Annotated in this window: 14 protein-coding genes; 10 read left to right on the top strand and 4 right to left on the bottom strand. The window is 47.4% G+C overall.

Translation table 11 applies throughout. From position 1 onward, the window contains the following. Positions 1-28 precede the first annotated feature (28 nt). From NSS94_RS23865 to NSS94_RS23850, 4 genes are all read left to right on the top strand, one after another. Positions 29-1696 (top strand): ABC transporter substrate-binding protein, encoded by a 1668-nt coding sequence (locus NSS94_RS23865; RefSeq protein WP_029518712.1) that lies wholly within the window; start codon positions 29-31, stop codon positions 1694-1696. Between the two features lie 14 nt (positions 1697-1710). After that, entirely contained in the window at positions 1711-2691 is a 981-nt protein-coding gene (locus NSS94_RS23860) for an ABC transporter permease (RefSeq protein WP_029518711.1), read from the top strand. A gap of 568 nt (positions 2692-3259) precedes the next feature. After that, positions 3260-4183: a carbohydrate ABC transporter permease gene (locus NSS94_RS23855; protein WP_029518710.1), complete on the top strand. Its 924-nt coding sequence runs from the start codon at positions 3260-3262 to the stop codon at positions 4181-4183. Between the two features lie 62 nt (positions 4184-4245). Continuing rightward, positions 4246-6378: an endo-1,4-beta-xylanase gene (locus tag NSS94_RS23850; protein ID WP_341040270.1), complete on the top strand. Its 2133-nt coding sequence runs from the start codon at positions 4246-4248 to the stop codon at positions 6376-6378. 179 nt (positions 6379-6557) lie between these two features. Here the strand turns inward: NSS94_RS23850 and hxlB are convergent, their stop codons facing one another. Beyond that, positions 6558-7115 carry a 6-phospho-3-hexuloisomerase gene (hxlB, locus tag NSS94_RS23845; RefSeq protein ID WP_341040269.1) on the bottom strand — a complete coding sequence of 186 codons (558 nt, stop codon included), beginning with the start codon at positions 7113-7115 and terminating at the stop codon, positions 6558-6560. A gap of 5 nt (positions 7116-7120) precedes the next feature. Beyond that, positions 7121-7756 (bottom strand): 3-hexulose-6-phosphate synthase, encoded by a 636-nt coding sequence (gene hxlA, locus NSS94_RS23840; protein WP_029518706.1) that lies wholly within the window; start codon positions 7754-7756, stop codon positions 7121-7123. Between the two features lie 558 nt (positions 7757-8314). On the opposite strand from hxlA, the gene NSS94_RS23835 reads away from it, so the two are divergent. After that, the gene (locus NSS94_RS23835) at positions 8315-9190 is read left to right on the top strand and encodes a DNA-binding protein (protein ID WP_340933623.1); all 876 of its coding nucleotides are present in this window, start codon (positions 8315-8317) and stop codon (positions 9188-9190) included. A 187-nt stretch (positions 9191-9377) separates the two neighbouring features. Here the strand turns inward: NSS94_RS23835 and NSS94_RS23830 are convergent, their stop codons facing one another. Together NSS94_RS23830 and pepT are read right to left on the bottom strand one after the other, a co-directional pair. Further along, a complete protein-coding gene (locus NSS94_RS23830; protein ID WP_069011007.1) occupies positions 9378-10214 on the bottom strand; it encodes a methyl-accepting chemotaxis protein in 837 nt (278 codons plus the stop codon). A gap of 198 nt (positions 10215-10412) precedes the next feature. Beyond that, entirely contained in the window at positions 10413-11648 is a 1236-nt protein-coding gene (gene pepT / locus NSS94_RS23825) for a peptidase T (protein WP_209947651.1), read from the bottom strand. A gap of 144 nt (positions 11649-11792) precedes the next feature. Here pepT and NSS94_RS23820 point away from each other — a divergent pair, with 144 nt between their 5' ends. The 5 genes from NSS94_RS23820 (at position 11793) to gpmA (ending at position 17657) form a co-directional block, all read left to right on the top strand. Further along, on the top strand, positions 11793-12857 hold the full coding sequence (locus tag NSS94_RS23820; RefSeq protein WP_341040267.1) for a LacI family DNA-binding transcriptional regulator: 1065 nt from the start codon (positions 11793-11795) through the stop codon (positions 12855-12857). Between the two features lie 200 nt (positions 12858-13057). Further along, complete coding sequence (locus tag NSS94_RS23815; protein WP_341040266.1) at positions 13058-15352, top strand: glycoside hydrolase family 2 protein; 2295 nt, start codon at positions 13058-13060, stop codon at positions 15350-15352. 242 nt (positions 15353-15594) lie between these two features. Then, on the top strand, positions 15595-15882 hold the full coding sequence (locus NSS94_RS23810) for a hypothetical protein (protein ID WP_029518700.1): 288 nt from the start codon (positions 15595-15597) through the stop codon (positions 15880-15882). 148 nt (positions 15883-16030) lie between these two features. Then, positions 16031-16771, top strand: a complete 741-nt coding sequence (locus NSS94_RS23805; protein WP_023990900.1) for a Bax inhibitor-1/YccA family protein — start codon at positions 16031-16033, stop codon at positions 16769-16771. A 136-nt stretch (positions 16772-16907) separates the two neighbouring features. After that, positions 16908-17657 (top strand): 2,3-diphosphoglycerate-dependent phosphoglycerate mutase, encoded by a 750-nt coding sequence (gpmA, locus tag NSS94_RS23800; protein WP_029518698.1) that lies wholly within the window; start codon positions 16908-16910, stop codon positions 17655-17657. Positions 17658-17682 lie beyond the last annotated feature (25 nt).

The following is a 17682-nucleotide window of genomic DNA, read 5'->3' as shown; positions in this document are numbered from 1 at the left end:
AAAAGAGGGCGAAAGGGGAAGGTCTGGCATGACAAGCAAAAGGTTCGGAATCATCGGTCTGGTAATGGTTATGATGGCATCTATGATCACTGCTTGCTCAGGGAGCTCGGGCAAGGAGCCAGCGTCAGGAGATAGCAAGGAGAAGGTCACATTCACGTATTTTAATGCCACTGCGGGCAGGGACATTAATACCAATGAAACGCGGATCGGCAAGATCCTGGAGGATCAGACGGGGGTAAACTGGAAGCTGGAGCATTTGGTGGGTGATTCCAATACGAAGATCGGTACATTTATTGCCAGTAACGATTTCCCGGATGTGATAGTACCGGATGGCACGATCGATAAGCTGCTGGATGCCGGGGCTTTTATTCCCCTGAATGATTTGATCGACAAATACGGACCGAATATTAAGCGTGTATATGGACCGTACTACAACTTGATGAAGGCGGAGGATGGGAACATTTATTTTCTTCCGCTCAGTGCGGTGGTAGGCGATTATTTACCTGCGCCTAACTTGGAGCAAGGAGCCTTTTGGGTGCAACGCAGGGTATTAAAAGAAGCGGGATTTCCAAAAATCAAAACACTTGACGAGTATTTAGCCCTGATTCGTAACTATGCGAAAAAACATGCAGATGAGGGCTTGACTGGGTACCTGGCGTTAACCACGCAGGATAGGTTTTATGCTCTTACGAACGCGCCGATGCATCTGGCAGGCTATCCGAATGATGGCGGCACGATTATTGATATGAAGACACACCGGGCCACGGATTATGGAGATATGGAAATCACAAAGCGGTATCTGAAAGAGCTAAATCAGCTCAATGTAGAGGGCCTATTTGATAAATCGTCCTTTGTGGACAATTACGATCAATATTTGGCGAAGCTGACTTCGGGTAAGGTGCTGGGCTTTTTTGACTACCGCTGGCAGGCGGGGCAGGCCCTGAATAATCTGCAAGAGGCTGCCAAGCAATCGGGCAATGATGATATGGAGTATATAGGGCTGCCTATTGTATACGACCAGAATATAAAGGATCAGTACATTGATCCGTCGTCATTCGTTAATAACCGAGGCATAGGAATTACGGTCAGTGCCAAGGACCCGGTACGTATCATCAAATTTTTTGACAACCTGCTGACGGACGAAAACCAGATATTATCCAACTGGGGAATCAAGGGGGAAACCTATGATGTAGATAAAAAAGGACGCTTTTACCGGACTGAGGAGCAAATTAAGCAGACTGGTCAGGACGCGTTCCGCGAATCATTCGGGTTCAAATATTTTGAATATAGTTGGCCGCGATACGGTAGCGGTTCTACCCTGCCTGACGGTAACTCGGTTGGCCCCGGACGGCAGCCTGAGGTTGCGCGTATGTCCTACACCGAGGGAGATAAAAAGCTACTAAAAGTCTATGGTGTAGAGTCCTTCTCGCAAATGTTTTCCGCACCTGACGAGCGCCCATGGTATCCGGCCTGGAGTATTCCGATTGCTCAAGGCTCAACTGCGCAGCTCTTCCAGCAAAAGAAGGGGGACCTACAGCGCAAATATTTCCCGCGTTTGGTGCTGTCTGCACCGGAACAGTTTGATGCGATTTGGAATGAATACACTACTGAATTCAACAAGCTGGATGTAAAGGCGTATGAGGAGTTGATCACGAAGGAGGTTGCCAAAAAAATCGAAAATCCCGGTAAAAAATAAAGGAGGAAGCAGCTATGGGCCACTCGTCACCACCACCTGTCACGATCTCCCCGGATCATTTTCCGCCCTCGCGGCGAACCGGCTTTAGGGGATTTATGCACAAGCTGAATCAGCAACGGGCACTAGTATGGATGTCCGTCCCTTTTTTAATCTGGCTGTTCATCTTCAAGTATTTGCCCATCTGGGGCTGGACGATTGCCTTTCAGGATTTTAAGCCTGCCCGCAAGTTGCTCGATCAGCAATGGGTTGGATTAAAGCATTTCCATTTTCTGTTTCAGGATGAACACTTTCTGCGGGTCATGCGCAATACGCTGGCGATGAGCTTTATTAATTTGGTGTTGGGCTTTGTCACCGCTATAACACTAGCAATTTTGCTGAATGAGCTTCGTCAGCTCGTATTTAAGCGGGTGGTACAGACGATCAGCTATCTACCGCATTTTATTTCGTGGGTGGTCGCGGCCAGCATCATTAGTACGGCGCTATCTGCGGATGGCGGCATCATCAATGAGGTGCTGATGTGGCTGGGATTGATTAAGGAGCCTATTCTGTGGCTGGGCGAAGGAAGCTATTTCTGGGGCATTCTCGGTGCATCGGAGGTATGGAAAAATGTCGGCTGGAATACCATCATTTATTTGGCCGCGATGACGATGATTGATCCCTCGCAGTATGAAGCGGCTGAGATGGATGGAGCAGGGCGTTTTCAGCGGATTTGGCATGTGACATTACCCGGATTGAAGCCTGTATTTATCATCCTGCTCATTATGAACATCGGCAATCTGCTGGAATCCGGCTTTGAGCCGCAATACTTACTGGGCAACGGTATGAACGTGGATTACTCGGAGAATCTGGATATTTTTGTGCTGAAATATGGTATCCAGATGGGTAATTTCTCGCTTTCCATTGCTGCCGGGATGTTCAAAACGGTGGTCAGCTTCATCTTACTGTTTAGCGCCAATCATATTGCGAAGCGGTTAGGGGAGGAGAGATTGTTCTAAAAAAAGAGTGAGTTTCTGGGGAGGGCTCGTTGTCGCTTCGCGTGCGGATTGTTCTTCCGATCGCTGTTATCCCCGTATTTTCTTATTGGAATAAAGATCATAGGTTAAAATCCGGGGATAAAGGCGAACGCTCCGCTTCTTCAGAACAATTCCGCCCGCTCCGCTGCTACCCGCCGTAAAGTCACTTTTTTTGAGAACTGAGGGTAGTGGCAAGGGGAGAACTTAGGGAAGGCGCGTGACTCGCGCTTCCTTGGGTAAATGCGCCATGATGGTTGGCTCAGCTTCGCTTTCGCTTGTTTTTAGGACTGCTAGTGGTGGTGATAACAGAAGGTGCGAGCTCATTCATACTACGGGTGCAGGTCAGTGGATTTTTAACAGGCCGCTTCGCTGACCTCATTAACTGCTTGAAAAATAACTTTTCTAATAACAACTGACATTAACAAAATAATTGACACAAACTACAACTCATATCACAGCACCAACAACGGCTCCAATATCAATGATCCTACCCATCGTATGGATTACATGCCTGGGTGCTTAAGCTGTTTTTTAGAAAGGAGCGGAAGTCATGGGTAAAGGGAAGGCTGTACACGGGCGATTTCGGGCGCCCTCGGATCGGATTTTTGATGCGTGCAATATTCTGTTTATGCTCTGCCTGATGGTGTTCACGCTCTATCCGTTCTTGAATACGCTGGCGGTTTCGTTGAATGAAGCGAATGATTCGATACGGGGCGGGATTTATTTGTGGCCACGTGAATTCACGTGGAGTAATTATGAATTTGTGTTCAAGGAAGCAACGATTTTCCATGCTACGCTGATTTCTGTATTACGTACGGTTGCGGGCACGGTGACTTCGGTGTTTTGCTGCGCGATGGTGGCGTACACGATCAGTCGGCCGGAATATGTGCTGCGTAAATTTGTTTCGATTGCTTTTATTTTAACGATGTATTTTAGCGGTGGACTGATTCCGAACTTTCTCCTGATTCGTGAGCTTGGGATGCTGGGGACTTTCTGGGTGTATGTCGTGCCGGGATTGATTGGGGTGTTTAATGTGATTGTTATTCGCTCCTTTATTGAGGGATTGCCGGAAGGGATTTTAGAGTCGGCGCGTATTGACGGGGCTGGGGAGTTTTCCACTTTTATGCGCATCGTTTTACCGCTGTGTGTTCCCGTGCTAGCGACGGTGTCGCTGTTTACAGCAGTCGCGCAATGGAATTCCTGGTTCGATGTGTTTTTGTACAATTCGTCATATGAACAATGGAGCACTCTTCAATATGAGTTGATGAAAATACTGCAAAATTCCAACACGTCTGTTAACACTCAGGACTATGCGAGCCAATTCGCTGGTTCGGAAAATCTAGCGAAGTCGGTCACGCCTACCTCAATTCGGGCCACGATGACGATTGTCGCTTCAGTGCCTATTATTTTAGTTTATCCCTTTTTGCAAAAGTACTTTGTGAAGGGTATGACCTTGGGCGGTGTCAAAGGTTAGTAAATGAAAACCATGGTGCCAAATACCAATTCCAAAAAAATTGAAGTACGGGAGGGATTGTTTTGCGGTCATGTTGGGTTAAGCCTTTTTGTCTGGTACTGGCTGGAGCGCTGTTGTTATCGCCTGTTGGTTGGTGGGGGGCGTCTGTACTAAAGGCAGCTCCGTCTATAGAACATTCCCCGCTCGTTTCGGATACGGTGCTGCCAGCGGGTGGTGTCCATAAAACCATTGGAACGTATGGATTTGAGCAAGGAAACAGCGACGGCTGGAAACCCCGGGGAACTTATACCCAAATTGCATCCGTCACGGAAGCAGCATATGGCGGCACGCACAGTCTGAAGGCAACCGCCCGCACAGCGGCTTGGAACGGGGCGGAGCTGGATGTGAAGTCGCTATTGCAGCCGGATGTAGAGTATGAAATTAGTGGCTATGTGAAGCTAGATGGTCATTCTGCGGTTCCGAGCATGGTTAAACTTACAGTGGAGCAGCAGCCGACAGACGGGACTACGACATGGAAGACGGTAGCGCAGACGGAGACGGCGGATACATCGTGGATTAAACTTCAGGGGAAATATACTTTTACCGGGGGGATGGATGCATTGAAGCTGTATGTGGAAAGCTCGAATCCCGCACAGGCCTACTATGTGGATGAGGTAGAAATAACACAGGTATCGAAGACGCCAACGGAGCCGGCCCATGGTATCGTATCCGGGTTTGAAGAGGGTACGGCTCAAGGATGGGTGTCCCGTATGGGAGCCGAGACCGTGCAGGTTTCGGATGCCGATGCACGAAGCGGCTCATACAGTCTGCTGACAACAGGCAGACAAAAGACATATGCCGGACCGAAGCTGGATGTGACTGCTACGATGCAAAAGGGCAGCCGATATACGGTCAGTGCCTGGGTGAAGCTGGCGCCGGGTGAGCAGCCTGCCAAGGTGAGGCTCAGCGTGCAGCGTGATCACCAAGGGAATAGTTCGTATGAAACTGTTGTAGGCGACACGGCTACTACGACAGGGGGATGGATGCATTTATCTGGTACGTATACGCTCGCGCATGATGCAGACACTGTTTCTATGTATTTGGAAACGGCAGAAGGAACGTCTTCCTTTTATATGGATGATTTCGAACTGTCACTTGTACCACCACTGGCTATTGAAAAGGACATTCCTTCTTTGCATGGATTATATGGGGGACAGTTCAGCATCGGCACGGCGATTGAAGCTTTTCAGACCGAAGGGGCTTACGGAGAGTTGGTACAGAAGCATTTTAACAGCGTCGTTGCAGGGAATGCGATGAAGCCAATCTCCTTACAACCGTCCGAGGGACAGTTCCATTGGGAGGAAGCAGACCAAATTGTGCAGTTTGCTAGACAGCACGGACTAGAGATTCGCTTCCATACCTTGGTGTGGCATAACCAAACTGGGGATTGGATGTTCAAGGATAAGAATGGACAGCCGATGACACCGACTGCTGAAAATAAAAAGCTTTTGCTGGATCGGCTGGAGACGCATATTCGCGCTGTTGCAGCGCGGTATAAAAATGTCATCACCGATTGGGATGTGGTGAATGAGGTCATTGATCCTGATCAGCCGGATGGCATGCGCCGCAGCAAGTGGTATCAGATTACCGGTACGGATTATATTGAAAAAGCATTCCGTGTCACGAGGGAAGCGGCGGGCCCGAACGCACGACTATTCATTAACGATTACAACACGCATGAGCCGAAGAAACGGGATTTTCTGTACAATTTGGTACGTGATCTGCTCGCTAAAGGTGTACCGATTGACGGGGTAGGCCACCAATCGCATATCCGCCTAGAGTTTCCCGCTATTAGCGAGATTGAGCAGTCCATCGAAAAGTTTGCTTCGCTTGGTCTGGATAATCAGATTACCGAGCTGGATATGGGTCTTTATTCCAATGACACAGATCGCTATGAAACGATTCCAGAATCTATGCTGATCCGGCAGGCTCACCGCTATCGGGCGCTGTTCGATATGTTTTCAAGGCAGCAGGATCATATCAGCAATGTGACGATTTGGGGTACGGATGATGGAAATACGTGGCTCAGCACGTTTCCAATAGCCCGGCTGGATAAGCCGCTATTATTCGACGAACAGTTAAAGGCCAAATATGCCTATTGGGCACTTGCTGATTCGTCCAAAGTCCCGCCGTTGCCAGCAGGGAATAACGAATAAATGGTTTGAATACATGCCGGCCTTTGTTATCTCACCTGAACGCAATGGCGGTTTTACGGAAGTATGGATTGGCATGTATGCTGTATCGAACGTCCGCTTATACAAGCATAAAAGCAGGCTGTCCTTTACATTTCACATGTGAAGGACAGCCTGCTTTGTTATCGTAAAGGAATCGCGGTTTATTCCAAGTTAGCGTGTTGGCCAAACATAGATTCGGAGGTCAGCTTGCGCAGCTCCATCGTTCTGAGTACCAGTGCATCACCGTACAACAGCAGGGTTTGCTCAAACAATGAGCCCATAGGCTGAATCGTCTGGTAATCCTTGTTGGAAGGATCCTTGGGTGCACCGGGCAGCTTGACGATGATATTGGCCAGTTTGCCGATGGTAGACTCGGGGGACGTGGTTAGAAGCGCCAGAGAGGCCCCGAGTTTCTTTGCTTTTTCTGCCATGGAGGTCAGGCTTTTGGTTTCGCCAGAGCCTGAACCAATAATGAGCAGGTCGCCCTCGCCCAAGCCGGGAGTTACGGTTTCACCCACCACGTAAGCTTGAATTTCCATGTGCATCAGTCGCATCGCCAGCGAGCGAATCATGAACCCTGAGCGGCCCGCACCTGCCACGAATACCTTATTCGCAGCGTTGATGGAGTGGATCAGCTGTTCCGATTCCGCATTGCTGATCAACTGTGGAACCCATTGTAGCTCGTTGAGTACCTCAGATAAATATTGAGAGGTTTCCATTGGGGTTAACCTTGTTTGATGAGCTGTTGCATTTGGGAAGCTACAGCCTTTTTGTCGTCCTCGCCAGTGATACCACCGCCGACGATAACCAGATCCGGTTGAGCCTTCACGACTTCAGCCAATGTGCTCAGCTTAATACCGCCAGCCACGGCAGTTTTGGAGTTTTTCACGACTTGTTTGACGGTTTGCAGTGCTTCGAACGGGCTTTGTCCTTCAGCTTGTAGATCGTAGCCTGTATGCACACAGATGTAGTCAACGCCCAGAGCGTCAATTTCTTTCGCGCGTTGCTCCAGGTTTTTAACACCGATCATATCCACCAGGATTTTTTTGCCGCCTTGTTTTTTCGCTTCTTCTACTGCACCTTTGATTGTTGCATCTTCAGCTACAGCCAAAATCGTAACGATATCTGCACCAGCCTCGGAAGCTTTTAGCACTTCATAGCCCCCTGCATCCATAACCTTCAGGTCAGCCAGCACTTTCAGATTCGGGAATGCTTCTTTCATTGCTTTTACTGCATGAAGTCCTTCATTGATGACAATCGGCGTACCGATTTCTACGATGTCAATATACGACTCTACTTCTTTTACCAATGCAATCCCTTGCGGGATATCTACTAAGTCTAAAGCCAATTGAAGTTCCATGGTATTAACTTCACTCCTTAAGTGAATTTGTATTTTGATGAACAGGTACATGCTCTGTTGAGTATTACTCTATACTTTAATATCATGCACAGGTTTGATTGTAAGGCCCAGCTATCCGGTTGAAAAGTACGCACTAATTCGTAACGTAGTTACCCCCACGATACTATAGCATCATAAAAACCATCCATGAGAGAGCCTATACTTTGTCTTTTTTAGTATTATTTCTATAAGGAGAGTCAACTATTCGTAACCGAGGATTTTGCAAAAATCCCATAAGCGACTTCCAATGAACAAGATATAGATCGAAATGGTTTGGTTCGTCTATATCTTGCACTTCGAAGCGACTGGAATCGAATTTTGCAAAATCCATAACCGTACACAGCAATGTAAGGTTGCAAAAAAAAGAAGATAGCGATGATTGAATTGACTTCAAGTTAGGTTTTGACTATATTTGCAATATACGGTATGCAAAAATGGAGGCTAGCAGCATAACTGCCCTGAAAAATAGCCATTGGGCTAGGGGTAACCGCAATTTTCAGGCTAGGGAGGCGGGGTCTAATGGAAGAGGTCTTGAACCAAAGGGAAGCCATTTATTTGTTGTCGGACAGTCACGAACTCGATAAAGCTTGTGAGTTGTTTAGACTCAGCTACACACATAATGATTGGGATGAAGCGAACAAAGTAGCAGACTTTCTGCATACGTTGGCTGAAAACCTGTATCACACCCAACTGAGAAATGCTGCAGACGGCAAGTATGAGACATTGGACACCAAACACCCGCTAGTGTTTTATTATGCTTACAGTTATCTGGCGAAGTCTATTTACTATCAGAATATGGGCAAGTATGAGGAAGCTAGAAACTATATTATGAAGTATAGCGAAATGGGCTGGTTTATGGGGCTGGATCAGAGCGGTCACGAAGAAGTAGAGAGATTCCGTTTCCTCGCCAAGGCCAATTTATTTACGATTGAGTTACTTTCGGGGAGAAGGGAACTTTTGCCTGAGTACGTTCAATTTCTTCATGACAATGAAGAGGAGTTACTTCCAGGATTGGTTGGTATTGCGGAAGCGGCTAACTTGAATAATTGGAATATAGACGACCTGCTGAACGATTTTGCTGATGATATTAAAATATTTGAAGGTTATGAAGATAGAGCAAACCGCGTATATTATCTAAAACTGGTCAACCAATTGGCCATTTACCATTTCAAGAAGAAGCAGTACTCCGTTGCCTTAAATTATGTTCTTGATTCTCTGCAATTCTCTGCCAATGTAGAAGTGGATGCCAATTTCAGGACATTGGTTGCTCTGTTTGAGACTTATCGAGATTGGGCAACACCATCACAGCAAGAGCAATACCAAACCATTTTATTAAGGGGGCTTCATAATGAAAAAGGCATTAATCTCGGTAACTATGGCCTTGGCGTCTCTTAGTATTGCTCTTCCGGTGGGAAATATTTGGGGAGGGTTAGACCCCGTGATTCCTTCAAATCATGGCGTTTTTTCTTATCCTGCTTGAGTTTCAGATTTAGATCCTTAAGCCCGATAGGCCTTTTGTACATAAAGGGAGCACACTTTTACGCATTTTGCGATCCGTGTGCTCCCTTTTTTATGCCAAAATTTATTTTACGACATACGAAGTCAGGCTATTGGCCAGATGTTGCATCGTTTCACTCGCCTTTTGCATACGGTCCATCACTTCAGTGAAAGAGCCTACCAGAGTCGCCTGCTCTTGAGAAGAAGAAACAATTTGCTCAATTTCCTGCTCCATTTGATGAATGGAGTTCTGTACATCCTTAAGGGCCCCTTCAATATCGACCGTCGCCTTTTTGGATTCTACGGATAGCTTGCGCACCTCTTGAGCGACGACACCAAAGCCTGCTCCTGCTTCTCCGACACGCGCGGCCTCAATCGCTGCATTCAATCCAAGCAGGTTGGTTTGATCGGAAATTTCCTTGATGAACACAGCTACCTGATTGATTTTACCCGAGTTTTGCACAGCGATTTGGGTGTTTTTCAAAATTTGTTCACTGGTTGCCTGAAGTTCCTCGGAATGAGCTGCTACATGCTGTACCATATCAATGAGCTGCTCGGTGATGGAGCGGTTCTCGGATACGAATTGATCCAGTTGATTTTTGTTAGTCAAATTATAAGAGGCCGCAAATGCTGCAATGACTTCACCTTTCTCGTCCAATACAGGAATACTGATCATATCCAGAGGAAAACCTAGAATTTCAGCTGGAATGTGGGTCAGGCTGGTCTCACGTCCATTTTTAAGCATGGCAAAATTCTTATAGTCCTCGAGTAGCTCCGAGCCTGTTTCAAAGCCGAGGTCCATACCCTCCGATTGGGTATACATAAGGACATGAGTTCGGTCGAAGAGAGCAAGGGTCACTTTCTCACGCATGATCTGTTGTATGTAGGGAATGGCTGCAATTAATGCATCTATTGTATTCAAATAGATAACCTACCTTTCTTTACTAGGTATATTTTTTATAGTCTCGTATATAGTTGTCGGTCTAAAGATGGATAAAAGTTATAAAGATATTGAATCTTTAAGGAAGTGAAAGCATCAGAAAAAAAGGCATACCATTTCCATTACGAAACGATATGCCTTCTATTTAATCTGAACGTGTCAGTGCTGCGTATAGGTAGTTCACTTGCCGCGTTGCTCGAACAGTTGTGCGATTTCCACAATAACCTTGGTAGCGAGCACCATGTTGTCCACCGACACATATTCAAACTTACCGTGGTAGTTCTCCCCACCTGTAAAAATATTCGGTGTAGGCAGTCCCATGTAGGATAGCTGTGAACCGTCTGTACCGCCACGGATCGGCTTGATAATGGGTTCGATATTCAGCTTTGTCATTGCTTCATAAGCGACATCGACGATATGCTTGACTGGCTCTATTTTCTCTTTCATGTTGTAATATTGATCTCTCAGCTCCAGCGCAATACGGTTTTCTCCATATGCGGCCTGCAGCTCTTTGACTACATTTGTTAAATAAGCTTTCCGGTTTTCAAAGCTCTCGCGGTCAAAATCACGGATAATATAGTACAGTTTAGCTTGTTCTGCGGTGCCTGTAGAATCCAAGAGATGATAGAAGCCATCATATCCGTCTGTATATTCCGGGGCTTCGTTTGCAGGTAACCGACTGTGCAGCTCCATAGCGATTTTGGCAGCGTGAATCATTTTGTTTTTAGCCGTACCAGGATGCACATTCACACCGTGAATGGTAATATGGGCGGCTGCGGCGTTAAAGCTCTCATACTCCAGTTCTCCGAGCGGTCCGCCGTCTACCGTATAGGCATATTCAGCGCCAAAAGCGGCTACATCAAAGCGTTCCGGTCCTCTCCCAATCTCTTCGTCCGGTGTAAAAGCAACGCGAATTTTGCCATGTTGAATTTCTGGATGGTCAATCAGGTAGTGGATAGCTGTCATGATTTCTGCGATCCCGGCTTTGTTGTCTGCACCGAGCAGGGTGGTACCATCTGTTGTGATCAGGGTGTGGCCTTTATATTGAGTCAGTTCGGGAAACTCACGTGGAGAAAGAACCACACCAAGCGAAGCATTCAGCGTGATATCGCCCCCATCATAGTTTTCCGTCAATTGCGGCTTTACCCCTGCACCAGTCAGCTCGGTAGCCGTATCGAGGTGAGCGAGAAAACCGATGACGGGAACCTCTTTATCCGTATTGGAAGGAAGGGTCGCCATCACATAACCATGATCATCAATAGTTACGTCTGTCATACCAATGGCTTTCAATTCGCCCACCAAGAGGTTGCCCAATGTGAGCTGTCCGGGTGTAGTGGGGCAAGTGTGACTGCTTTCATCAGATTGGGTATCTACCTGAACATAGGTAGTCAGGCGGTCAATCAGTTCCTGTTTCATGTGTGTATCCTCCTTGGTGTCATTTCTATTATGGTACGTATTTTATCATGATTAGGCTTATAATATGAAAAAAATGGTTGAACCTTTTAGGGATAATAGTAAAATAAAAGTAAAAATAGAGTAAAACGATTAAAGGAGTCTGCAATGCCTACGTTAAAAGATATCGCCCAGGAGGCAGAGGTTTCGATATCCACGGTCTCCCGAGTGCTGAATTATGATGAAACACTGTCTGTATCAGAGGAAACGCGGCGTAAAATTTTTGAGGTTGCCGAGCGTATGAAGTATACGACTGTTAAACGTAAAAATGGCGGTATTGGTCGTCAGCCCCGCAAGAAGGCAGATGGACCCATTCGGTTGGGCATGGTGCACTGGTTTAGTACGTACGAGGAACTGGAAGACCCTTATTATCTGTCTATCCGGTTTGGCGTGGAAAAAGAGTGCCGCCAAAGCGGGGCACAGCTGGAGCGTATTTTCAGAAGAGAGGACCTGACTGCGCTGAAGGCGTCATCCGAAGGGCTGCATGGGCTGATCGTGCTGGGGCATTTTAGCAGCGAAGAGGTAGAACGTATGCTGGAACTGCCCATTCCTTGCGTTTTTCTGGATCATTCGGTAGAGCGCACAGGGGCAGACTATGTGGTCATTGACCTTGCTCGCGCTACAGCTGATGCACTGGATTATTTGATGGGCGCAGGCCATCGTCACATCGGATATGTAGGTATGGGCAAGGATGAGCAGTCCCATGATTTCGAACGAGCGGATCTAGATGCTCGCTATGAGACATTTTTGCGGTATCAGGAACAGCACAGGCTGTGCACGTCGGATGATATTCATGTGTGCGGCGGAACGGCGGCAGACGGCTTCCGTGCGATGGAAGCGGCTATTCTGGCAGGACCCGAAAATCTGCCTACAGCTTTCTTTGTTGCGAGCGATTCGGTGGCTATTGGGGTGTTAAAGGCACTGGAGCGGCATCACCTTGCGGTGCCGGAACGGATCTCCATTGTTGGCTTCAATGATATTCCGACAGCGGAATATTTGACCCCATCTCTGTCAACGGTCAAAACACATACCGAACTGATGGGAGAAACGGGTGTTCAGTTCTTGCTGCATACGGTACGCAACGGTCCCAACGAGGTAGGGCGCAAGGTCATCATTCCGACCGAGCTAATGATTCGCAACAGCAGTGCGCCGCTACATACCGATGCCCAATAAAATCAACGTTATGGATTTGGACAGCCCTGCCTTCCGGGGCTGTTTTTTTGATTGTAAAAAGATACAAAAATGGATTGACAATTGTCTTGTAAATGCTTACATTTAACATATATTTATTTTACTAAGTTTTACTCATTATTTTTACTCAAATATTTTACTATGGTATAAGAGTGAAAAATAAAAGGTTGAGGTGACTGCCCATGCGTACCATTTTGCCGTTGAATGACCAATGGTTTTACCTTCCTGAATATGTCGAGAGCGAAGTAAGCGCAGGCATTGATGCGAGTCGGTATGAGCCAGTTCAGCTGCCGCACACGAATGTAGAGCTGCCGTACAATTATTTTGACGACAAGGCATTTCAGTTTATTTCTACGTATAAAAGAGAGCTGGACATTCCGGCAGATGCCAAAGGTAAGCGAGTGTACGTTGATTTTGAAGGAGTCATGACCTATGCCCAGGTATATCTAAACGGGGTAAAAGCGGGTGAGCATAAAGGTGGATATACACCGTTCAGCGTTGAATTGACCGAAGTTGCCGAGTATGGCGGCTCCAATGTGCTCACGGTCATCGTCGATTCCACGGAACGGGACGACATCCCTCCCTTTGGGGCAGTCATCGACTATCTGACCTACGGCGGTATTTACCGCGAAGTGCAGCTGCGAATAGTGGAGCCTGTACACCTCGGAACGGTATTCGTCCAAACGCCGGAGCCGCTTGCAGCAAGTAAGACGGTACGCGTCGTCGTGGAGCTGGAGGGCGCCAGCGATCAGCAGGACGACTTGACGGTCGCGCTGCAACTGCTGGACAGAGCGAGCGTGAAGGCGGAGACCGAGCTGGCAGTGGTGACGGCGGCGGAAGTGACGCTGGAACTAGGCGAATTGAACGGCCTGCAGCTTTGGGATATAGATGATCCCAAGCTGTATGAAGTGAAGCTGACGCTGCTACGAGGCGGAGAAGCGTTGGATCAGGTGACCGTGCGCTTTGGCTTCCGCGAGGCCAAATTTCAGCCGGACGGTTTTTACTTGAACGGGCGGAAGATCAAGCTGCTTGGCTTGAACCGTCACCAATCCTATCCGTACGTTGGCTATGCTATGCCCAAAAGAGCGCAGCGTCGTGATGCAGATGTGCTCAAGGAGGAGCTGGGGCTGAATATGGTACGGACATCCCACTACCCTCAGTCCCGTCATTTTCTAGACCGCTGTGATGAGATCGGATTGCTCGTTTTCGAAGAGATTCCGGGTTGGCAGCATATTGGCGGTAAAGCGTGGAAGGACCAGGCGGTGAGGGACGTCGAGGACATGATTATCCGTGATCGTAATCATCCCTCCATCGTCATCTGGGGCGTACGAATTAATGAGTCGCAGGATGATCATGATCTGTACACGCGTACCAATGAGCTGGCACGAAAGCTAGATCCGACCCGTGCTACGGGTGGTGTGCGTTATATTGTAGGCAGTGAGCTGCTGGAAGACGTATATACGATAAATGATTTTGTTCATGATGGTGGGCACAAAAAATATTTGGCGAAGGAAATCCGCAATTTTGATACGTATGACGATACAGAAGGCGTAGATGGCGAAACGACAGGCTTGCGCCAGCCGTCTTTCGTTACAAAGCTGGATCATCCGGTCCCTTATCTGGTAACGGAATATAACGGGCATATGTACCCGACCAAGCGTTTTGACCAGGAGGAACGGGTAATGGAGCATGCACTGCGCCATACGCGGGTCCAAAATGCTTCCTATGCCGATGAGGGCATTGCCGGAGCGATTGGCTGGTGTGCTTTTGACTATAACACGCATGCTGATTTTGGTTCCGGTGATAAAATCTGCTACCACGGTGTCATGGATATGTTCCGCCTGCCTAAATTTGCAGCGAGCGTGTACCGGAGCCAGAAGAACGTCGAACAGGAAGTCGTTATGGAGCCGGTCACTTACTGGTCGCGTGGCGAGCGGAATATCGGAGGCATCGTGCCGCTGGTCGTGTTCACCAATTGCGATGAGGTGGAGTTCATCTACGGTCATGAGCGCAAAGGTGTTTATCGTCCGAACCGAGAGAAGTACCCAGCGCTTCCTCACCCCCCTGTCGTGATCGACGAGTTGACAGGCCACTGGGGCATGAAGTGGGAAGACGCTGTATTCATTGGGTACATAAATGGGCAAGAAGTAATACGTAGATACTATTCACGTAATCCGGTGCCGACAGAGCTGCGCGTAGCTGCAGATGATACAGTGCTGGAAGCCGGCGATTGGGATGTCACTCGAGTGGTAGTCGATGCTCTGGACGAATACGGCAATGTATTGCCGTTCTATGCAGATCCCGTTTCGGTGGAGGTCGAGGGAGTGGGTGAATTGATCGGTCCTTCGAGCTTATCTCTGATTGGAGGACGTATTGCATTCTGGATTCGGTCGAAGGGGGAGGCTGGACAAATTCGTGTGAAGGTTTCTGCGCCTTCCCGTTTCGGTCCGCAGGAATTGAGCATTCACGTGCAATAATGAAGCAAAGGCAACATACAATCCTACTAGCCACTTTTTATAACGTTTGAGCCTTCCATTATTTAAAAAAGGAGTTGTCCGCAGATTCTGTAAAGGATCTGAGAGGGCAACTCTTTTTTACATATATAGGGTACGTTAATCTATGAGTCTTTTAAATTGTGTCTTATTACTGAGTCACTTAACGTTACGTTCATAGATTGGAAGCATAGAATACACTATCAAAAGCAAGGGAGGTGAAAACTATGGCGATTCTTTTACCTTCGCAATTCTACAATCTTGCTGCTGGTGTGGGTAAGTCCTTTTTTGAAAACCTGAGAGGCGGTAATAATGCTACAATTACCGTGAATAATACGGGTGCCAATCCGGTTGATCTTGTGGTTACCCGTGTCAATGCTCCTGTGATCACTTATGTTATCCCGGCGGGCAACAGTCTAACGTTAGAAGTTGCTTTGCTGCTGGTAGCTGCTCTTCAGGCGACTCCAGTTGGAGCAGTAACAGGTACAATCCAAATTGCTACATCTGATTTCTAACTTGTAACGACCTGACTCTCTAACTCTAGCTTTGCCGAAAGGCAAGGTTAGAGCTTTTTTTGTTTGAAATTTTCTGAAACTTTTTTCATATTGTGCCGATATATACATATAGCATAGCAAACAACAACATCGAAAAGGAGTACCCTGTATGAGCTTTAGCAATCCGGTTTTACGTGATGACATCTTTTTGCGCGAAGATGAAAGAGAAGCTAGTGAACAACGCATGACCATTGGAGGAACGGTGAACAAAACGTTGCTTCTGCTGGTTCTGCTCATCGTCTCTGGCAGTATTACCTGGTACATGACCTATGAAGGAACTGTAGAGGTGCTATCTTTGCTGACGGCAGGATTTATTGGTATGGCAGGCGTAGCACTTGCGATATCCTTTTTTCCCAAGACGGCTCCGTTACTCTCTCCTGTATATGCGATTCTGAGTGGTTTTGCTTTGGGTGGCGTTTCAGCCTTTATGGAGTATGAGTACCCGGGAATTGTGGCTAATGCCATTTTGCTGACCGTGGGTATTTTGTTCTTGATGCTCTTTATGTATACACAGCGAATCATCAAGGTGACACGCGGCTTTATCTCATTCGTGGTCCTGTGTACGATGGCGATTTTTCTGGTGACACTGGTTGATTTTATTTTGAATTTTTTCGGTATGAATGTTCCGTATATCCATGAAACAGGTTGGCTGGGCATCGGCATCAGTTTATTTATCGTGATCATTGCGGCTTTAAATCTGCTGGTTGATTTTAATTTTATTGAAGAGCAAGCAGATCAAGGCGCACCCAAATATATGGAATGGTATGGTGCTTTTGCATTGCTGGTGACTCTGGTATGGCTGTATGTACGGATTTTGGACCTGTTGGCCAAGTTCAGTAAGAGGGACTAAGTGCAGGGTGAGAAGAAAGGGATGGCTGAATGCCGTCCTTTTTTGTATTTTAAATAGACGGTTTAAAAATTGCATTTTACGTTAAATACATAGAAGTTGGGTAAAACATTAAGACAGACAGGAGAGGAGTGAGTACATGTATCAAGTAGTGCTGGTTAGGCATGGAGAAAGCGTGTATAACCGACAAAACCTGTTTACGGGCTGGACGGACGTGGACCTGACTGAACAAGGGACTCATGAGGCCATTGAGGCGGGACGTATTCTCAAGGAGGCTGGTTATACGTTTGATTTGGCATTTGCCTCTGTGCTAAAACGATCTATCCGCACGTTGTATCACATCTTGGATGAACTGGATCATCTGTGGATACCTGTGCAGAAGTCATGGAAGCTGAATGAACGCCATTACGGTGCTCTTCAGGGGCTTAGCAAGCTGGATTCTGCCGTTGAATACGGCGAGGAGCAGGTTCATATCTGGCGGCGTAGCCTGACAGTGCGGCCCCCCATGCTGGATGAGAAAGACGAGCGGAGTCCGCATCGGGAAGAGCGTTATCGCAATATTAAGCCAGAAGAGCTGCCGCTTGGGGAAAGTCTGGAGGACACAGTGCATCGGGTCGGCGAGTTTTGGAAGCAGCGGATTGTACCTTTGATTCTCAAAAAGGATCGAGTTATCATTTCTGCACATGGTAACACTTTGCGGGCTTTAATCAAGTATATGGAGAATCTGGACGAAACCGCATTGCTGGATTTGAATATTCCGACAGGTATTCCGCTGGTGTATGAGCTGGATGAGCATATAGATCCCATCCGGCGCTTTTATCTCGGTGATCCGAGTCATGTAGAGGCTAAGAAGCAGGCTGTGGCCAACCAAAGCAAGGTAACGGAGTGAGTTTTCATACACAAAGAGGACAGGG

Origin of the sequence: Paenibacillus sp. FSL L8-0644, assembly GCF_038008165.1 — a bacterium.
Taxonomy (GTDB): Bacteria; Bacillota; Bacilli; order Paenibacillales; family Paenibacillaceae; genus Paenibacillus; species Paenibacillus polymyxa_D.
Note: the sequence above shows the minus strand (reverse complement) of the source record. Positions and strands in the feature narration are given on the sequence as shown.

Bases quoted from the DNA above. Each gene is read 5' to 3' on its own strand.
- NSS94_RS23815 (WP_341040266.1), top strand. From the start codon at position 13,058: ATGCGTACCATTTTGCCGTTGAATGACCAATGGTTTTACCTTCCTGAA.
- NSS94_RS23865 (WP_029518712.1), top strand. From the start codon at position 29: ATGACAAGCAAAAGGTTCGGAATCATCGGTCTGGTAATGGTTATGATG.
- hxlA (WP_029518706.1), bottom strand. From the start codon at position 7,756: ATGGAACTTCAATTGGCTTTAGACTTAGTAGATATCCCGCAAGGGATT.
- pepT (WP_209947651.1), bottom strand. From the start codon at position 11,648: ATGAAACAGGAACTGATTGACCGCCTGACTACCTATGTTCAGGTAGAT.
- NSS94_RS23810 (WP_029518700.1), top strand. From the start codon at position 15,595: ATGGCGATTCTTTTACCTTCGCAATTCTACAATCTTGCTGCTGGTGTG.
- hxlB (WP_341040269.1), bottom strand. From the start codon at position 7,115: ATGGAAACCTCTCAATATTTATCTGAGGTACTCAACGAGCTACAATGG.
- NSS94_RS23805 (WP_023990900.1), top strand. From the start codon at position 16,031: ATGAGCTTTAGCAATCCGGTTTTACGTGATGACATCTTTTTGCGCGAA.
- NSS94_RS23835 (WP_340933623.1), top strand. From the start codon at position 8,315: ATGGAAGAGGTCTTGAACCAAAGGGAAGCCATTTATTTGTTGTCGGAC.
- NSS94_RS23855 (WP_029518710.1), top strand. From the start codon at position 3,260: ATGGGTAAAGGGAAGGCTGTACACGGGCGATTTCGGGCGCCCTCGGAT.
- gpmA (WP_029518698.1), top strand. From the start codon at position 16,908: ATGTATCAAGTAGTGCTGGTTAGGCATGGAGAAAGCGTGTATAACCGA.
- NSS94_RS23820 (WP_341040267.1), top strand. From the start codon at position 11,793: ATGCCTACGTTAAAAGATATCGCCCAGGAGGCAGAGGTTTCGATATCC.
- NSS94_RS23860 (WP_029518711.1), top strand. From the start codon at position 1,711: ATGGGCCACTCGTCACCACCACCTGTCACGATCTCCCCGGATCATTTT.